Origin of the sequence: Merdimonas faecis (assembly GCF_001754075.1) — a bacterium.
Classification (GTDB): Bacteria; Bacillota; Clostridia; order Lachnospirales; family Lachnospiraceae; genus Merdimonas; species Merdimonas faecis.
The window spans coordinates 26,555-41,660 of sequence record NZ_MIEH01000017.1 but is presented as its reverse complement, the minus strand read 5'-3'; the positions used below and the strand labels follow the sequence as shown (position 1 = coordinate 41,660).

The 15,106-nt window shown below is 58.1% G+C and carries 17 protein-coding genes; all 17 read left to right on the top strand.

Annotated elements, in window-relative coordinates; all coding sequences use genetic code 11:
• Positions 1-52 precede the first annotated feature (52 nt).
• The 17 genes from BKD12_RS08165 to BKD12_RS08085 all read left to right on the top strand — a co-directional run bounded on the left by BKD12_RS08165 (position 53) and on the right by BKD12_RS08085 (position 15,097).
• The gene (locus tag BKD12_RS08165; RefSeq protein WP_070088835.1) at positions 53-1,513 is read left to right on the top strand and encodes a ParB/RepB/Spo0J family partition protein; all 1,461 of its coding nucleotides are present in this window, start codon (positions 53-55) and stop codon (positions 1,511-1,513) included.
• 293 nt (positions 1,514-1,806) lie between these two features.
• Positions 1,807-2,148, top strand: coding sequence for a DUF7768 domain-containing protein (locus BKD12_RS08160; protein WP_070088834.1), 342 nt, complete (start codon positions 1,807-1,809; stop codon positions 2,146-2,148).
• Entirely contained in the window at positions 2,148-2,852 is a 705-nt protein-coding gene (locus BKD12_RS08155) for an antirestriction protein ArdA (protein ID WP_070088833.1), read from the top strand. Before BKD12_RS08160 ends, BKD12_RS08155 begins: the two co-directional genes overlap by 1 nt.
• Before the next feature lie 58 nt (positions 2,853-2,910).
• The gene (locus BKD12_RS08150) at positions 2,911-3,387 is read left to right on the top strand and encodes a PcfB family protein (RefSeq protein ID WP_070088832.1); all 477 of its coding nucleotides are present in this window, start codon (positions 2,911-2,913) and stop codon (positions 3,385-3,387) included.
• Positions 3,374-5,227, top strand: a complete 1,854-nt coding sequence (locus BKD12_RS08145; RefSeq protein WP_070088831.1) for a VirD4-like conjugal transfer protein, CD1115 family — start codon at positions 3,374-3,376, stop codon at positions 5,225-5,227. The genes BKD12_RS08150 and BKD12_RS08145 overlap by 14 nt, the downstream gene beginning before the upstream one ends.
• Positions 5,228-5,323: 96 nt before the next feature.
• Entirely contained in the window at positions 5,324-5,536 is a 213-nt protein-coding gene (locus tag BKD12_RS08140) for a Maff2 family protein (RefSeq protein WP_002578752.1), read from the top strand.
• Between the two features lie 11 nt (positions 5,537-5,547).
• Entirely contained in the window at positions 5,548-6,414 is an 867-nt protein-coding gene (locus BKD12_RS08135) for a VirB6/TrbL-like conjugal transfer protein, CD1112 family (RefSeq protein ID WP_070088830.1), read from the top strand.
• A gap of 17 nt (positions 6,415-6,431) precedes the next feature.
• The gene (locus BKD12_RS08130; RefSeq protein ID WP_176730943.1) at positions 6,432-6,995 is read left to right on the top strand and encodes a septation protein SpoVG family protein; all 564 of its coding nucleotides are present in this window, start codon (positions 6,432-6,434) and stop codon (positions 6,993-6,995) included.
• Positions 6,985-7,779, top strand: a complete 795-nt coding sequence (locus BKD12_RS08125) for a DNA-methyltransferase (RefSeq protein ID WP_070088829.1) — start codon at positions 6,985-6,987, stop codon at positions 7,777-7,779. The genes BKD12_RS08130 and BKD12_RS08125 overlap by 11 nt, the downstream gene beginning before the upstream one ends.
• Complete coding sequence (locus tag BKD12_RS08120; RefSeq protein ID WP_070088828.1) at positions 7,776-8,375, top strand: MT-A70 family methyltransferase; 600 nt, start codon at positions 7,776-7,778, stop codon at positions 8,373-8,375. Before BKD12_RS08125 ends, BKD12_RS08120 begins: the two co-directional genes overlap by 4 nt.
• The gene (locus BKD12_RS08115; protein WP_070088827.1) at positions 8,363-8,758 is read left to right on the top strand and encodes a PrgI family protein; all 396 of its coding nucleotides are present in this window, start codon (positions 8,363-8,365) and stop codon (positions 8,756-8,758) included. Before BKD12_RS08120 ends, BKD12_RS08115 begins: the two co-directional genes overlap by 13 nt.
• Positions 8,706-11,078 carry a VirB4-like conjugal transfer ATPase, CD1110 family gene (locus BKD12_RS08110; RefSeq protein WP_070088826.1) on the top strand — a complete coding sequence of 791 codons (2,373 nt, stop codon included), beginning with the start codon at positions 8,706-8,708 and terminating at the stop codon, positions 11,076-11,078. Before BKD12_RS08115 ends, BKD12_RS08110 begins: the two co-directional genes overlap by 53 nt.
• Positions 11,059-12,720, top strand: a complete 1,662-nt coding sequence (locus BKD12_RS08105; RefSeq protein ID WP_070088825.1) for a C40 family peptidase — start codon at positions 11,059-11,061, stop codon at positions 12,718-12,720. Before BKD12_RS08110 ends, BKD12_RS08105 begins: the two co-directional genes overlap by 20 nt.
• Before the next feature lie 13 nt (positions 12,721-12,733).
• A complete protein-coding gene (locus BKD12_RS08100) occupies positions 12,734-12,988 on the top strand; it encodes a DUF4315 family protein (RefSeq protein WP_070088824.1) in 255 nt (84 codons plus the stop codon).
• 2 nt (positions 12,989-12,990) lie between these two features.
• A complete protein-coding gene (locus BKD12_RS08095; protein ID WP_070088823.1) occupies positions 12,991-13,779 on the top strand; it encodes a DUF4366 domain-containing protein in 789 nt (262 codons plus the stop codon).
• A gap of 177 nt (positions 13,780-13,956) precedes the next feature.
• Positions 13,957-14,325: a cysteine-rich VLP protein gene (locus BKD12_RS08090; protein WP_070088822.1), complete on the top strand. Its 369-nt coding sequence runs from the start codon at positions 13,957-13,959 to the stop codon at positions 14,323-14,325.
• Between the two features lie 163 nt (positions 14,326-14,488).
• Positions 14,489-15,097 carry a defense against restriction DarA-related protein gene (locus BKD12_RS08085; RefSeq protein ID WP_070088821.1) on the top strand — a complete coding sequence of 203 codons (609 nt, stop codon included), beginning with the start codon at positions 14,489-14,491 and terminating at the stop codon, positions 15,095-15,097.
• Positions 15,098-15,106 lie beyond the last annotated feature (9 nt).

Genomic DNA, 15,106 nt, shown 5'->3' with positions numbered 1-15,106 from the left:
CAGAAATTTAAGCCCGAAAATTGTGCAACTTTCACGAAAAGGAGGTTAGTGAATGGCAGATGAAAAACTGAACACGGGGCCCGAGGCGGCAAAAACCGAGGAGGCTCCCGCGCCCGTTGCGGCCGATCCAGCCCGCAGTGAGGCCACGGCTCCCGAACACCAGCCGGAGCAGGCCGGGCCTGCCGAGCCCGGTGATGTGGTCATCTCTGCGGATCAGATTGACGCGCTCATGGCGGATAAGCGCCGGGCGGCCCGGGCCGAGGTGGAAAAAGCGGAAACGCCCCCGGAACAGGAGGCCGGGGCTCCTGCGATGGAGCATCCTGCCGCTGAAAAGGGGGAGCCCGAAAAGCCGCGCCGTGGCCGTCCCCCGAAATCTGAAAAGGCGGAGCACACCGAGGCGGAGTCTGAAAAAGCACCGAAGAAGGCCGGGCCCCGCAAGGGCCGCCCGTCTAAGGCTGACAAGGCGGCCCCCGGCGAGGCCCAGCCGTCCAAACGAGACAAATTGTCCCGAAGTGGCGGGAAAGCGCCCGAGGCTCCGGCTCCCCCGGATGCCGGGAAAGGTACTCCCACAAAGGAGGCTGCTCCCCCGGAGCAGGCCCCGCAGGAGCCTGCTGTGCCGCCCCGTCCCGTTGAGGAGGGCAAGCTGGTTTATCTGAAACTTTCCGAGCTCCATCCGTTCCACACATTCCGGCCCCACCCGTTCAAGGTGCGGGACGATGCGAAAATGCAGGAAACGGTGGAGTCCATCAAACTCAACGGCGTTATGGTTCCCGGCCTTGCCCGCCCCGAAAAGGACGGAAACGGCTATGAGATTGTGGCGGGCCATCGGCGCTGTCGCGGCAGTGAGCTGGCGGGCCTGGAGGAAATGCCCTTTATTGTCCGGGATATGACCGACCATGAGGCGGTTGAGGCCATGAAGGACAGCAATAAGCAGAGGGATCAGACGCTCCCCAGCGAGCTGGCCGCCCTTTTGGATCTGGAAGTGGAGGACATTAAGCACCAGGGCGGGCGGCTGAAAGGCGTGGCCGAGGGGGATGTGGGAAAACGCTCCGTTGAGATCGTGGGTAACGCGCATGGCATGAACTATAAGAAGGTCATGCGTTATCTGCGCCTTAACCATCTTGTCCCGGAGCTCATAAACAAGGTGGACGATAAAAAGATGGGCTTTATGCCTGCGGTGGAGCTCTCCTACATTAAGCCGAAAAACCAGCGTCTGATTGCCGTTTCCATTGACGGGGAGCAGGCGTCCCCCTCTCTGGCCCAGGCCAAACAGCTCCGGGAGCTGGATAAGGAGGGCAAGCTCAACGGCGATGTGATTGACGGCATCTTATCAGAAAAGAAAAAGGAGGATCGCGGCGTGATTATTTCGATGGCTGAACTGGAGAAATACTTTGGCAAGGAGGCTACTCCCGCCAAAATGAAGGAGCAGATTATGACCTTGCTGGACGAGTGGAAAGAGAAACAGCCGCCCGAGCTGGCAAAGGCCCCGAGAAAGATGGAAAAAGACAAGTAACTTATCCACTTCGAGACAAATTGTCCCGAGGGGCCCCGCCCCTCTTGCAGAGGGCTCTGTGGTGATATATCCCCCGTCGCCGCCTATATTCCTGCACAGCCGGGAGTGGGCCGTCAAGGGTGCAACGCACCGCCGCTTGCGGCGGCCTGCCCTTGACGGTCTGCCCCGGCTGTGCTACTTAAAACGGCGCGGCGGGGGCATATATCCTCCAGAGCCGCCCCCTTTCCCATGAATGGGAAAGGGCGGGGGGATTGGGCTGAAGTATCCTTAATAAAAGATCGGAGGTTTTGACAATGAAACGCCCACTTGCTTATATTACCGCCGCATGGCTTGGCGGGGACAGTGAAAACGCGGAACAGGCGGCCCGGTATTGCCGGGCGGTGTACGAGGCGGGGTTTTCTCCCATCTGCCCTACCCTGTATCTACCTTTGTTCCTTAATGATGCCGTTCCCGAGGAGCATAAAAGCGGGATTGACATGAGCCGTGACCTGCTCCGCCGTTCCCATGTGCTGGTGGTCTGCGGCCATACCATGACCGAGGCCATGAAAAACGACATCGCCGTTGCCCAGCGCCTGGGGATTACGGCCACTACTCTTGAGGGCATTTTGACCGTCAAGGGCCAGGGCCGCCGCTGATGGCGGCCCTTTTTGAAGCCTACATCACGAACCTGGGGAAATACAACGAGGGCGAAGTGGTAGGAGAAACGCTGAAATTCCCCACCACAACGGAGGAAGTGCAAGCGCTCCTAAAGCGCATCGGCGTGGACGGGGTGCGGTATGAGGAGTTTTTCATTACCAGCTTTGACGGCGATGTGCTGGGGCTCTATGGCTATCTGACGGAATATGAAAATCTGGACGAGCTCAACCATCTGGCCTGCCTGCTCTCCGAACTGGATCAGAGCGACCTGGAGAAATTCGAGGCCGTGATTGACTGTGGCAGTCATACTTCCAGCGTGGCAGACCTTATCAACCTTACGCAAAATCTGGACTGCTACGAGTTTTATCCCGATATTGAAAACGAGGAGGATTTGGGCCGCTATTTTTCGGAGGACTTGCCGATCCCGGACGAGCTGAAAGATTACTTTGATTATGAGGCATACGGGCGGGATATTTCCATCAACGAGGGCGGCCACTTTGCCCCCGGCGGCTATATTGTCCAGACCAGCGGAGACTTCAAAGAGTTTTACCGCGATACAAAGGACATTCCCGCCGAGCACCGGGTTTTCTCCTATCCGAAACTTTCCATCCGGGAGCAGATGGCGGCCTACAAAGAGATTATTGACGGCTCCTCCCTGGAAGGCTATCGGAAACTTTCTAATAAGGAGCGTGAGGAACGATAGGCGGCACTTCGAGACACTTTGTCCCGAGGTGGCCGCCGGAAAGGAGGCGGTGTAACTGATTGATGAAGATGTTTCCCGGCGCACGATTGCCGTATCTGTCCGCGCCAGCAAGCTGACGGCCCGGGGCCTTGCCTATGTGGTGGGAGCTGTGGGCCGGAAGATCCGAAAGGCCCACCGGGAGCACCAGACGCCCCACGGCAGGCAGAGCGTGAAAAAGCTCATGGCCCACGGCGCGGCCACAAACAGCATTGAGCTATCCGGGGACACGAAGGCGTTTGACCGGGTGGCCCGGAAGTGGAATGTGGACTATGCCTTTTACAAAACCGGGCCGGACAAATATCTGCTGTTTTTCAAGGCTGGGCAGGCGGATGCGATTACCGCCTGCTTTTCTGAATACTCGCGGAAGGTGCTGAATAAATCCAAGTCCCGCCGTGTTCCTATCCGGGAACAGCTTAAACAGGCGGCGGATCAGCTTGCGAAGGAGAAACCGCGCAAGCGGGAACGGGTAAAGGAGGCGGTTCGTGAGGACAGATAAAATCAAGAAATATGTACTTCCCAACATCCCCTATCTGTTCGTGCTGTGGGCCTGCCTAAAGCTGGGGACGGCCTACCGGCTGGCCGGGGGCGCGGATTTGCCCCATAAGCTCATGGGCCTGGGCCAGACCATCGGCCCGTCCTTTGCCGACTTTGCGCCGGGGCTCAATCCCCTTGACTGGCTCATCGGCATCGTGGGCGCAGTGGGCTTTCGGCTCTTGATTTACTTCAAAAGCAAGAACGCCAAAAAATACAGACGGGATGAAGAATACGGATCGGCCCGGTGGGGCGGGCCTAAAGACATCGCCCCTTTCGTCGATCCGAAGTTTGAAAACAATATCATTCTGACCGGGACGGAGTTCCTTACTATGAACACCCGCCCCAAAAATCCAGCCAACGCCCGCAACCTAAACGCCTGCGTCATCGGTTCGTCCGGCTCGGGAAAAACCCGCTTTTGGCTTACTCCCCAGCTACTCCAGGCCAGCGCGGACAAAAAGGGCGGGTGCAGCTTTGTCTGTGTCGATCCGAAAGGCGGGGTGCTCTCCCAGGTGGGAGCTTTCCTGCAACGGCGGGGGTATCGGATTAAGGTTTTCAATTCCATTGATTTCTCAAAATCCATGCACTACAATCCGCTGGCCTATATCAAGAATGAGGCGGACATCCTCAAATTTGTGGATGCGCTGATTTCCAACACCAAAGGCGAAGGCAAGGAGGGCGATCCGTTCTGGACGAAGGCGGAGACGCTCTTATACTGCGCTCTGATTGCCTATATCATTTTTGAGGGGCCCGCCGAGGATCGGAACATGAACACGCTGGTTGATATGATTTCCGGCATGGAGGTAAAAGAGGACGATGAAAATTTCCTAAATGCCGTGGACTATATGTTCAAGGGGCTGGAAAAACGCAAGCCGGACTGCTTTGCGGTCAAGCAATACCGCAAATATAAATTAAGTAGCGGCAAAACCGCCAAGTCGATCTTGATTTCCTGCGGTGCGCGTCTGGCTCCCTTTGACATCCCCCAACTTCGGGAGATTATGAGCTATGACGAGATGGAGCTTGACCGCATCGGGGATCGGAAAACGGCGGTGTTCTTTATCATTTCGGACACCACGCAGACCTATAACTTCCTTGTGGCCCTGGCCTTTTCGCAGATGTTCAATCTGCTTTGCGAAAGGGCCGACAATGTTCACGGGGGCCGCCTGCCCCACCATGTACGGGTGCTGTGGGACGAGGCGGCCAACACGGGACAGGTGCCCCAGCTCGAAAAAATCTGCGCCGTGATCCGCTCCCGGGAAATTAGTCTGACCTTGTTCTATCAACAGTTGGCGCAGTGCAAGGCCATTTACGATAAACACGCGGAGACAATCCTCGGAAATATGGACAGCGTGGTATTCCTGGGAGGCCGCGAGGCCAGCACCATCAAGGAAATATCGGAAAACTGGCTGGGGAAGGCAACCATCTATATGCAGACCGATGGCCGCTCGAAGGGGCAGTCGGAAAGCTACAATCTGAATACCCAGCGGCTGGGCCGGGAGCTGATGACGCCCAGCGAACTGGCAACCATGCCCGGGGACAAGTGCATTTTACAGCTTAGGGGCCTGCCCCCGTTCTACTCCCCGAAGTATGACCTAAAAAAGCACCCGAATTATCAATACACGGCTGAGGCCGACAAAATCAAAAACGCTTTTGATCTTGATAAGCTCATCAACCGCCGCAGGCGGCCTGGGCTTAACGAGGCGTGTGAGATGTATGAGGTGGCTGTGCCGGACGATGCGCTCACGGAAGAGGACGAGGACATCCTCAACTATGACGACATCGACGATCCAGACGCCTTTGCATAAATGGACTTTGGGACAAAGTGTCCCGAAGTTGTAACCTGCCGCCAGTGATGGCGGCTTTTTTCATGGCCGGGGAACACCCGGAGAAATGGAGGCTCTATGCAGTTCTTTTCTTCCGCTATTGATACTTTACAGACCCTTGTTGTGGCTCTCGGCGCTGGCCTGGGCGTGTGGGGCGTAGTCAATCTTCTGGAGGGCTACGGATCGGACAACCCTGGCTCCAAAAGCCAGGGCATGAAACAGCTCATGGCGGGCGGCGGCATCATCCTGCTCGGCACTACGCTGATCCCTCTGCTGTCCGGCCTGTTTTAAGGTAGCGGCTTATGGGATTTCTCACCGACTGGCTGACCGACTGGCTCAAAAGCCTGCTCATTGAAGGCATTTTAGGCAATCTGAGCGGCCTTTTTGATACGGTAAATGCCCGAGTCGGGGAGATTGCGGGGGAGGTGGGAACAACTCCGGCGGCGTGGAACGCCGGAGTTTTCTCCCTCATCCGCCAGATTTCCGAGACGGTAATTTTACCGATTGCCGGGTTAGTCCTAACCTATGTGGCAGTCTATGAGCTCATTCAAATGCTGATAGACCGCAATAACTTACATGACATCGACACCTGGATGTTTTTCAAGTGGATTTTCAAGACGGCGGCGGCCATCCTCATCCTCTCCAACACCTTCAATATCGTAAACGCGATTTTTGATGTGTCGCAGAGCGTGATTGCAAGCTCGGCGGGGGTGATCCAGGGCTCCACGGACATATCGCCGGATATGCTGGCGGATTTGGAGGCCACGCTGGAAACAATGGGGCTGGGCTCCCTTTTGGGCCTGTGGCTCCAGTCTATCTTTATCGGCTTTACCATGACCGCGCTGAATATCGTGATTTTTGTTCTAATCTATGGCCGTATGCTGGAAATATATATGCTGACCAGTTTAGCGCCCATCCCGGTGGCTACCCTGTCCAACCGGGAAATGGGGCACATGGGGCAGAATTATCTGAAGTCTTTGTTTGCCATCGGTTTCCAGGGGCTGTTGATCCTGCTGTGCGTGGGCATCTATGCGGTGCTCATTCAAGAGATCGCCACAAGCGGCGATCCTATCGGCGCGATATGGGGAGCCGTGGGTTATACGGTTTTGCTCTGCTTTATGCTGTTCAAGACCGGGACGATTGCAAAAAGTATCTTTGGCGCACATTGAGAAAGAGAGGTTGAACTATGGCGAAAACGCAGGAGGCGGCGGGCCGGGGAGCCCCCGCTGTGGATATGGCGCAGGAGGATTTCCGGCGCTTATTGTTTGAGGCTCCGATTGCGGAGCTGGCAGAAAACCAGGGCATCAGCATTGATGAGGCGGTAAGGCTCCGGGTGGAGCAGGCGGTGGCGGAGGCCACTATGCCCCAGGTAACGGTGCGGCCCATTGAGCCCCAGGGCAAGCTCATCGGCTTTGCCAGCGTAAACATCGGGGGCGTGGTGGTGGATGATTTTAAGGTGGTGGACGGGAAAAACGGGGTATTCCTGGGCGCTCCCAGCAAGCCCGATCCCACCAGCAGGACGGGCTACCGCACTACGGCGCGGGTAACAAACCGCGACTTGCAGGCCCAGCTTGACCGGGCGGCGGCCCAGGGATACAACCAAGCAGTGGAAAAGCTGCTGGCCCGGGCCGAGGCGGTACGGCCCGCATCAATCCGGGAACAGATGGCGCAGGCCGCAAAGGAGGCCGGAAAGGAAAACGCCGCCCGGCCCGCCCCGGCAAAGGGCAAGGAGGCAAGGGATGACCGATAAGGTGGCTTTGGGACAAATTGTCCCGAAGTCCCCGGACTGCCCGGAGGGGCTGTTCCTTATGGACGGCATCGAGGGCCTGCGCTCCCTCCCCCGTCATTCGGTGGATATGCTCCTTACCGATCCGCCCTATGGCACTACCCGGAACTTTTGGGATGTGCCCCTGCCGCTCCCCGAGCTGTGGGAGGCTGTGAAATGGGCTGTCAAGCCGGAGGGCGCGGTGCTGTTCTTTGCACAGTGCCCCTATGACAAAGTGCTGGGGGCCTCCAACCTTTCCATGCTCCGCTATGAGTGGATCTGGTACAAGGAGCGCGGGACAGGCTTTCTCAATGCAAACCGGGCCCCGCTGAAAAAATCAGAGAATATCTTGGTATTCTATCAGAAGGCCCCTCTTTACAGTCCGCAGTTTACTTACGGCAAGCCGTACAGCCGCGTCCATGCCCGCAGCGGCACCAGCCCGAACTATGGGAAATTTGAGCGGCAGAGCTCCAAGTCCAGCGATGGGCGGCGCTATCCGGGGAATGTGCTCTTTGTCCCCACGGTAACGGGCGGCATCCATCCCACGCAAAAGCCTGTGGAGCTGTGCGAGTATTTCATCAAGACCTATACCCGGCCCGGCGAGCTGGTGGCGGACATCTGCGCGGGCTCCGGCACAACCGCCGTTGCCGCCCTCAATGCGGGCCGCCGCTTTATCTGTTTTGAAACGGCCCCGGCCTTTTACGCCCCGGCCACGGAGCGCATCCGTATGGCGCGGGCGGCGGTGGAGGCCGGGGAGAAAGGAGTCTGACTATCGGAGATTATTCTATCATTTATGCCGATCCGCCCTGGCGCTACGCGCAGAAGGGCCTGCAAGGGGCGGCGGAGCATCATTATCCCACAATGGGAATAGACGAGTTATGTGCGCTCCCGGTGGCGGAACTGGCCGCCCCGGACAGCGTGCTTTTTTTGTGGGCGACTTTCCCCCAGCTCCCCGAGGCCCTGCGGCTCATTAAAGCGTGGGGCTTTCAGTATAAGTCCGTGGCTTTCGTCTGGCTGAAGAAAAACAAAAAGGCCGACAGTTGGTTTTACGGCCTGGGCTTTTGGACGAGGGGAAATGCGGAGGTCTGCCTGCTGGCAACCAGGGGACACCCGAAACGGCAGGCGGCGAATGTCCATCAGTTTATCATTTCCCCCATTGAGGCCCACAGCAAAAAGCCGGACGAGGCCCGGGAAAAGATCGTTGCCCTTATGGGCGATCTTCCACGGGTGGAGCTGTTCGCAAGGCAGACGCCGCCCGGCTGGGATGTGTGGGGAAACGAGGTAGAAAGCACCGTCCCGGACTTTGGGACAAATTGTCCCGAAGTCCCCGGGGAAAGGAAGGAGGTTGATCTATGCCCTATGTGAATGTCCCTAACGACTTATCCAAAATCAAAACAAAGATGGCCTTTAACCTTACAAAACGCCAGCTTATCTGCTTTGGCGGCGCGGCGGCCATCGGCATCCCGTCCTATCTGCTGGCCCGGGAGCCCCTGGGGAATACCGGGGCCATGTTCCTTATGCTGGCGGTCATGCTCCCGGCGTTTTTGCTGGCGATGTATGAAAAAGACGGGCTCCCCTTTGAAAAGGTGGTAAAAAATATCCTCCGGGCCAAGTTCCTGCGGCCCGGGGTGCGGCACTATCAGACGGAAAACCTGTATGCCCCGTTTACCGGGCGGGGCGCTGTGAGAAAGGAGGATGCGATTGCGAAAGGCAAGCAAGAAAAGCAAAAGCAGCCCCGGAAGGGGTAACAGCCGGGCGGCTCTGTCCGTCCAGCAGACGATCCCCTATCTGGCGATGCACCCGGACGGGGTGTGCAAGCTCCCCGGCGGGCTCTACACGAAAACCGTGGAATACGAGGACATCAATTATTCCGTGGCAAGCACCGAGGATCAGACGGCGATTTTCGGCGGCTGGAGCTCATTCCTCAACTACTTTGACAGCTCCCTGCCGTTCCAGCTTTCCTTTATCAACCGCCGCTCCCATTCCCGGAGCCGCTACAAGGTCAACATCCCCCAGGCGGACGATGCCTTTAACAGCGTCCGGGAGGAATTTACCGGGATGCTGAAAAATCAGATTGCGAAAAGCAACAACGGCATTGAACGCTCCAAATACATCACTTTCGGCATACCCGCCGAGGGGATCGCGGAGGCCCGCCCCCGCCTGGAGCGCGTGGAGGCCGATGTGATGGGAAACTTCAAGCGGCTGGGCGTTCCCTCCGAGCCGATGGACGGGCGGGCGCGGCTGGCCCTGCTCTATGGGCAGATGCACCCGGGGAGCCGGGAGCCGTTCCGCTTTTCGTGGAAGGACATCCCGCAGACGGGGCTGGGCACAAAGGACTTTATCGCCCCGGACAGCTTTGACTTCCGGCAGTCCCGCTCGTTCCGTATCGGCCAGTATTGGGGCGCGGTGTCCTACTTACAGATTTTAGCATCCGAGCTCTCGGATAAGCTCCTTGCTGAGATTTTGGAGCTGGATGCGGAAATGACGGTCACGCTCCATATTCAGACGGTGGATCAGCTAAAGGCCATCAAGACCATTAAGGGGAAAATCTCGGACATTGGGAAAATGAAGGTGGAGGAACAGAGGAAGGCGGTGCGGGCCGGGTACGATCCCGACATCCTGCCGCCTGACCTCATTACATTCAGCAAGGACGCGGCGGAGCTCTTGGCTGACCTGCAGTCCCGCAACGAGAGGATGTTTCTGCTGACCTTTACAGTGGTAAACCTTGCCCCTACCCGCCAGCGGCTGGAAAACGATGTATTCACAGTGGGCGGTATCGCGCAGAAATACAACTGCTCCTTAAAGCGGCTGGACTGGCAACAGGAACAGGGCTTTGTGTCCTCGCTGGCTCTCGGCTACAACGAAGTGGAAATTCAGCGGGGCATGACAACCAGCTCCACGGCGATTTTCATTCCCTTTATGACCAGGGAGCTGCGGATGGGCGGGCAGGCCCTCTACTACGGCATGAACGCCCTTTCTCATAATGTCATCATGGCTGACCGCAAAAAGCTGAAATCGGCCAACGGCTTGTATCTTGGCTCTACGGGCTCGGGAAAATCCTTTGCGGCGAAAAGGGAGCTCTTAAATGTATTCCTTGCCACGAATGACCGGATTGTGATTGTCGATCCGATGGGCGAATATGTCCCGCTGGCCCGCAGATTGGGCGACCAGGCCCAGGTGATCGAAATTTCCCCGGACAGCCCCCACCACTTAAACCCGATGGATGTGGAGCTCAATATGACCGCCGGGGAGAGTCCGCTTTCCATGAAAGCGGATTTTCTGTTGTCCCTGTGCGAGCTTGTGGTGGGCGGCAAGGAGGGCTTACAGCCCATTGAAAAAACCGTCATTGACCGCTGTGTGCGGCTGGTCTACCGGGAGCAGGCCCTGGGGATTGCCACGGAACGGACGCCGCTTTTGCAGGATTTGTACGAGGAGCTTTTGCGCCAGCCGGAGCCGGAGGCCCGCCGTGTGGCAACGGCCCTGGAGCTCTACTGTACCGGCTCCCTCAATCTCTTTAACCATCCGACCAATGTGAAAACGGACAAGCGGGTGGTGTGCATCGTGCTCAAGAACATGGGAGAAAACCTCCGCAAGATCGCCATGCACATCACAAACGAGTTTGTCTCCCAGGCGGTGGACGCCAACTTCCGGGAGGGCGTGGCGACCTGGTGCTACTTTGACGAGTTCCATGTCCTGCTCCGCGATCCGCTGACGGCCAGCTACTTTGTGGCGGTCTGGAAGATGCTCCGCAAAAAAGGCTGTGTCCCCAGCGCACTTACGCAGAATGTGAAAGACCTCTTGGCCAGCCGGGAGATTGAGAACATTCTGGACAACACGGATTTTATGATCCTGTTGTCCCAGGCCCAGAGTGACCGGACGATTTTGGCAAAACAGCTCGGCATTTCCGAGCACCAGCTTTCCTACATTACCCACTCTAATTCCGGCGAGGGCCTGCTGTTCTATGGGAATGTGACCATCCCCTTTGTGGATCGGTTCCCCCGCGGGGAGATCTATGACCTGCTGACTACCCGCCCGGAGGATATGAAGAATGAAACGAAAACCGAATAATGGCGCGGGAAACGCCGGGGGCACTTCGGGACAAAGTGTCCCAAAGTCTCCGAAATCAAAATTCCGGCAGAAAAGCCAGCAGGAACAGGCGGCGGCGTCCAAGCTCCGTATGGAAAAGCGCGGGGAAAAGCTGGAGGCCGCCAAAGAAAAGCTGGCGAAACAGAAACCGCCGAAAAAGCCGGGCCCGGTCAAGCGTGTGGCCCGGGTGGCCAGCGGCTCCGTCCACGGCTTTGTGCATGGCAAGATTTATGAAAACGAGCACGAAAATGTGGGCATCGAAGGGGGCCACCGCTCCGAGCTTGTGGGCGAGGCCGTCCTGCGGCATGGCTCCCGGTATGTGAAACGGAAAATCCGCGAGCACCCGGCAAAGGCTGTCCGACGGGCCGAGTCCAAATATATCAAGGCCACGGCGGACTATCACTTCCGCACCGCCGCCCAGGAGCACCCGGAGCTTTCTAAAAATGCCCTGTCCCGCTACTGGCAGAAACGGCGGCTCCGCAGGCGGTATCAAAAGCAGGCAAAGGAGGCCGCCAAACAAGGGGCGCGGGCCGCTGAAAAAACGGCTGTTACTACGGAAAAGCTGGCGGCCCGGGCGGTGGGCTTTGTCAAACGCCATCCCGTGGGCTGTCTGCTGGCTCTGGCCTGCGTCCTGCTTGTGCTGGTGATGCAGTCCTGCTCGTCCTCCCTTGTCACACTGGGGAACAGCACCATCGGCGCGGTGGGGGCCAGCACCTACCCTTGCGAGGATGGGGATATGCTGGGGGCGGAGGCCGCCTACTGTGACTTGGAGGCGGAGCTTTCCGGCTATCTGGAGAGCTACGAGAGCACCCACGACTATGACGAGTACCATTTTGACCTGGACGAGATCGAACACGATCCCTATGTGCTGCTGTCCCTTTTGTGTTCGCTCCATGAGGGGCAGTGGACGCTTGACCAGGTGGAGGGCTCCCTGCAAATGCTCTTTGACCGCCAGTACATTCTGACCGAGGATGTGGTGGTGGAGGTGCGCTACCGGACGGAAACCCGCACCGACAGCGAGGGCAACGATTACGATGTGGAAGTCCCCTACAATTACTACATCTGCTATGTGACGCTGGAAAACAAAAACCTGTCCCATCTGCCCGTCTATGTGTTGAGCGAGGAACAGATGTCCCGGTACGCCATCTACATGGCAACATTGGGAAACCGCCCCGACCTGTTCCCCGGCTCCGAGTATGTGGGAAAGTACACCGAAACGCCGGACGGCTACGAAGTGCCCGGGGAATATCTGGACGATGAAACCTTTGCCGCCATGCTCTCCGAGGCGCAGAAATACATCGGCTATCCCTATGTGTGGGGCGGCTCCAGCCCGTCCACTTCCTTTGACTGCTCCGGCTATGTGTCCTGGGTGATCAATCACTCCGGCTGGAATGTGGGCCGCCTGGGGGCCCAGGGGCTCTATAACATCTGCACGCCGACCAGCAGTCCGAAACCCGGTGATCTGGTCTTTTTCAAAGGCACTTATGACACGCCGGGCGTGAGCCACTGTGGGATTTATGTGGGCGACAATACGATGTTGCATTGTGGAGATCCCATCGGCTACGCAAACCTGAATACAAGCTACTGGCAGTCTCATTTCTACGCCTACGGGCGTTTACCATGATTGGAGGTTATCTATGGCAACGGCAAAAAGCGCGAAAATCCAGGCCGAGATTGATAAGGTCAAGGCCAAAATCAGCGAACAGCAGGCCCGGCTCAAGGAGCTGGAGCAGAAAAAGCTGGAGGCGGAAAACAGCGAGATCGTGGATATTGTGCGGGGCATGAGCATCCCCTTGGCGGAGCTCCCGCTCCTGTTTGAAAAGCTGAAGGGCGATGGAGCTTTGGGACAATTTGTCCCGAAGTCTGAGGACGATAGGAAGGAGGAAAACTGAATATGAGACAATGGAAGTCTATGGCGGCGGCGCTTTGTGCCGCCGTTCTTTTATGCGGCTTTTCGGCTGTCCCGGCCTATGCTTATGCGGACGGCGGCGAGGGCGAGGACTACGGCGATCCCACCATGACCGAGGAAACCACGGCCCCGGAGCCGGATCCCACTATCGAACCGGGCGAGGGTTTTTCGGAGGAAGGCAACCTTGTTACCCGCGATCTGCTCTATGACGAGCATACCAACAAGCAGTTTATCACGGTGCAGACCAGCGGCGGGAACACCTTTTATATCGTCATTGACTACGATAAGCCCGTGGACGAGGAAGGCGAACAGTACGAAACCTACTTTCTGAACATGGTGGACGAGGCCGATCTGCTGGCGGCTGCGGAGGCTGCTGGGGTGGAGCTGGGCGCCTGCTCCTGTGCGGAAAAATGCGCGGCGGGGGCTGTCAATACGGATTGCCCGGTCTGCGCGGTCAATATGACCGAGTGCGCGGGCGCGGAGCCGGAGCCTGCGGAAACGGTGGAAACCGGGGAGCCCGCCCCGGAGGAGGAACAGCCGGAAACGGGCGGCAATCTGGGGATGCTCCTTTTGGTGCTGGCCGTGGCGGTGATCGGCGGCGGGGCTGGCTGGTACTTTAAGATTTACCGCCCGAAACATGAAAAGGCCGCCGAGCCCGAGGAGGACTACGGCGGGGAGTTCCCGGACTATGACGGGCCGGAGGGCTACGGCGACGAAGAGGACGGGCCGCCCTGGGACGAGGAGGATGATGACGGAAAGGGGGCGGACGAATGAACTTTACCAACAGTCCCTTTGAGAAAATGATGAAACGGCCCCCGCGCCAGCAGGCTCCCTCCGCCGTGAAACCGCCCAGGGGCTCCCGGTGCTCCGGGTGTCCCTACTGGCGGGGCATCGGATGCGTGTCCTGCTACCGGGAACTTCTGAAGGCCCCGGCTGGCGGGAGGTGAGGCCATGCCCCGCGAGCTTACCCGGGAGGAAAAGGCGGCCATCCGCGCCCTTGTGGTAAAATGGTGCGCCAACTATGACCGGGAGTGCGGGTGCCTGCCGCTGGACGGTGAGTGCTATATGCTGGGGAAATGCTGGACGGGTGCATACTGCCGCTACTTCCGGGAGGCCGTCCTGCCCCTTGCCCCGGCGCTGGAGTCGGCCCTCTTGACCGAGGGGCCCAGGCCGGATTTCAAGCCTTGCCCCATCTGCGGCGGCCCCGTTCCTCCGGATCGGCGGCAGGCGTACTGCTCGGCGGCCTGTGCAAAGAAGGCCCACCGCCGCCAGCAGAGGGAATATATGCGGAAAAAGCGGGGCTGGTCTGTTGACAATTAGGCCGCTGAAAAACCGCTTGTAGCAAGGCTTTCCGGGGCCCGTTTTGGGGTGGGCCGTATCAGACTATGGCCTGCCCCGTTTTAGCCCGGATGCTGTCAACATTTACGCTGTGGGACTTTGGGACAATTTGTCCCGAAGTGCCCGTTTTTAAGGAGGTGCTGTTTTGGAAGAAAATCAAGGATATGTGATCCGGCAGTCCGTACTGTTTGACAATGGCCGGGGCTTTGCGATGGGGGAAAACTTCAAGGCCCCTAATCCCTTTGTGACCTGGCAGTTTACCCAGGAGGACGGGAAACGGGACTACTACTGGGGCCACTACTTCAATGAGGAGGGTGAGGCCATCGGGGACTACAATCGGCGGGTGTTCTACCATGAGCGGGATTATGGAGTGCATCGACTGGAAACCTCCGGCCCGGATTTTTTCAAGTATTACTCTACCCAGCGGCCCGTGGATATAGCCACTTATCCCCGCCCGAAGGACAACCTGCCTGTGGCCCATCTCAACTACAACGCCCGCCAGCCGGTGGAGGGCGAGTCATTCCGGGCATGGGGCGAGCTGTGGTATCTCCACCCGCTGACGGAAAAACAGATGGCTGATTATGAGCTGAGGCCCGCCCATGACAATCCCGTGGGCCGTGAGCCTGTGCCGGAGCGGGGCGCGGCAAAGAAACCGCCGATTGCCCGGCAGATGAAAGAGGCCGGACGCAAGGCCCGGGAACACCGGGCCCCGGATGCGCCGGATAAGAAAAGCCCCAGCCGGGGCGACAGATAGGAGGACTGC

What these genes read in the sequence shown, in the direction of transcription:
- BKD12_RS08165 (WP_070088835.1), top strand. Translation starts at nt 53, where the DNA reads ATGGCAGATGAAAAACTGAACACGGGGCCCGAGGCGGCAAAAACCGAG.
- BKD12_RS08160 (WP_070088834.1), top strand. Translation starts at nt 1,807, where the DNA reads ATGAAACGCCCACTTGCTTATATTACCGCCGCATGGCTTGGCGGGGAC.
- BKD12_RS08155 (WP_070088833.1), top strand. Translation starts at nt 2,148, where the DNA reads ATGGCGGCCCTTTTTGAAGCCTACATCACGAACCTGGGGAAATACAAC.
- BKD12_RS08140 (WP_002578752.1), top strand. Translation starts at nt 5,324, where the DNA reads ATGCAGTTCTTTTCTTCCGCTATTGATACTTTACAGACCCTTGTTGTG.
- BKD12_RS08135 (WP_070088830.1), top strand. Translation starts at nt 5,548, where the DNA reads ATGGGATTTCTCACCGACTGGCTGACCGACTGGCTCAAAAGCCTGCTC.
- BKD12_RS08130 (WP_176730943.1), top strand. Translation starts at nt 6,432, where the DNA reads ATGGCGAAAACGCAGGAGGCGGCGGGCCGGGGAGCCCCCGCTGTGGAT.
- BKD12_RS08125 (WP_070088829.1), top strand. Translation starts at nt 6,985, where the DNA reads ATGACCGATAAGGTGGCTTTGGGACAAATTGTCCCGAAGTCCCCGGAC.
- BKD12_RS08115 (WP_070088827.1), top strand. Translation starts at nt 8,363, where the DNA reads ATGCCCTATGTGAATGTCCCTAACGACTTATCCAAAATCAAAACAAAG.
- BKD12_RS08110 (WP_070088826.1), top strand. Translation starts at nt 8,706, where the DNA reads ATGCGATTGCGAAAGGCAAGCAAGAAAAGCAAAAGCAGCCCCGGAAGG.
- BKD12_RS08105 (WP_070088825.1), top strand. Translation starts at nt 11,059, where the DNA reads ATGAAACGAAAACCGAATAATGGCGCGGGAAACGCCGGGGGCACTTCG.
- BKD12_RS08100 (WP_070088824.1), top strand. Translation starts at nt 12,734, where the DNA reads ATGGCAACGGCAAAAAGCGCGAAAATCCAGGCCGAGATTGATAAGGTC.
- BKD12_RS08095 (WP_070088823.1), top strand. Translation starts at nt 12,991, where the DNA reads ATGAGACAATGGAAGTCTATGGCGGCGGCGCTTTGTGCCGCCGTTCTT.
- BKD12_RS08090 (WP_070088822.1), top strand. Translation starts at nt 13,957, where the DNA reads ATGCCCCGCGAGCTTACCCGGGAGGAAAAGGCGGCCATCCGCGCCCTT.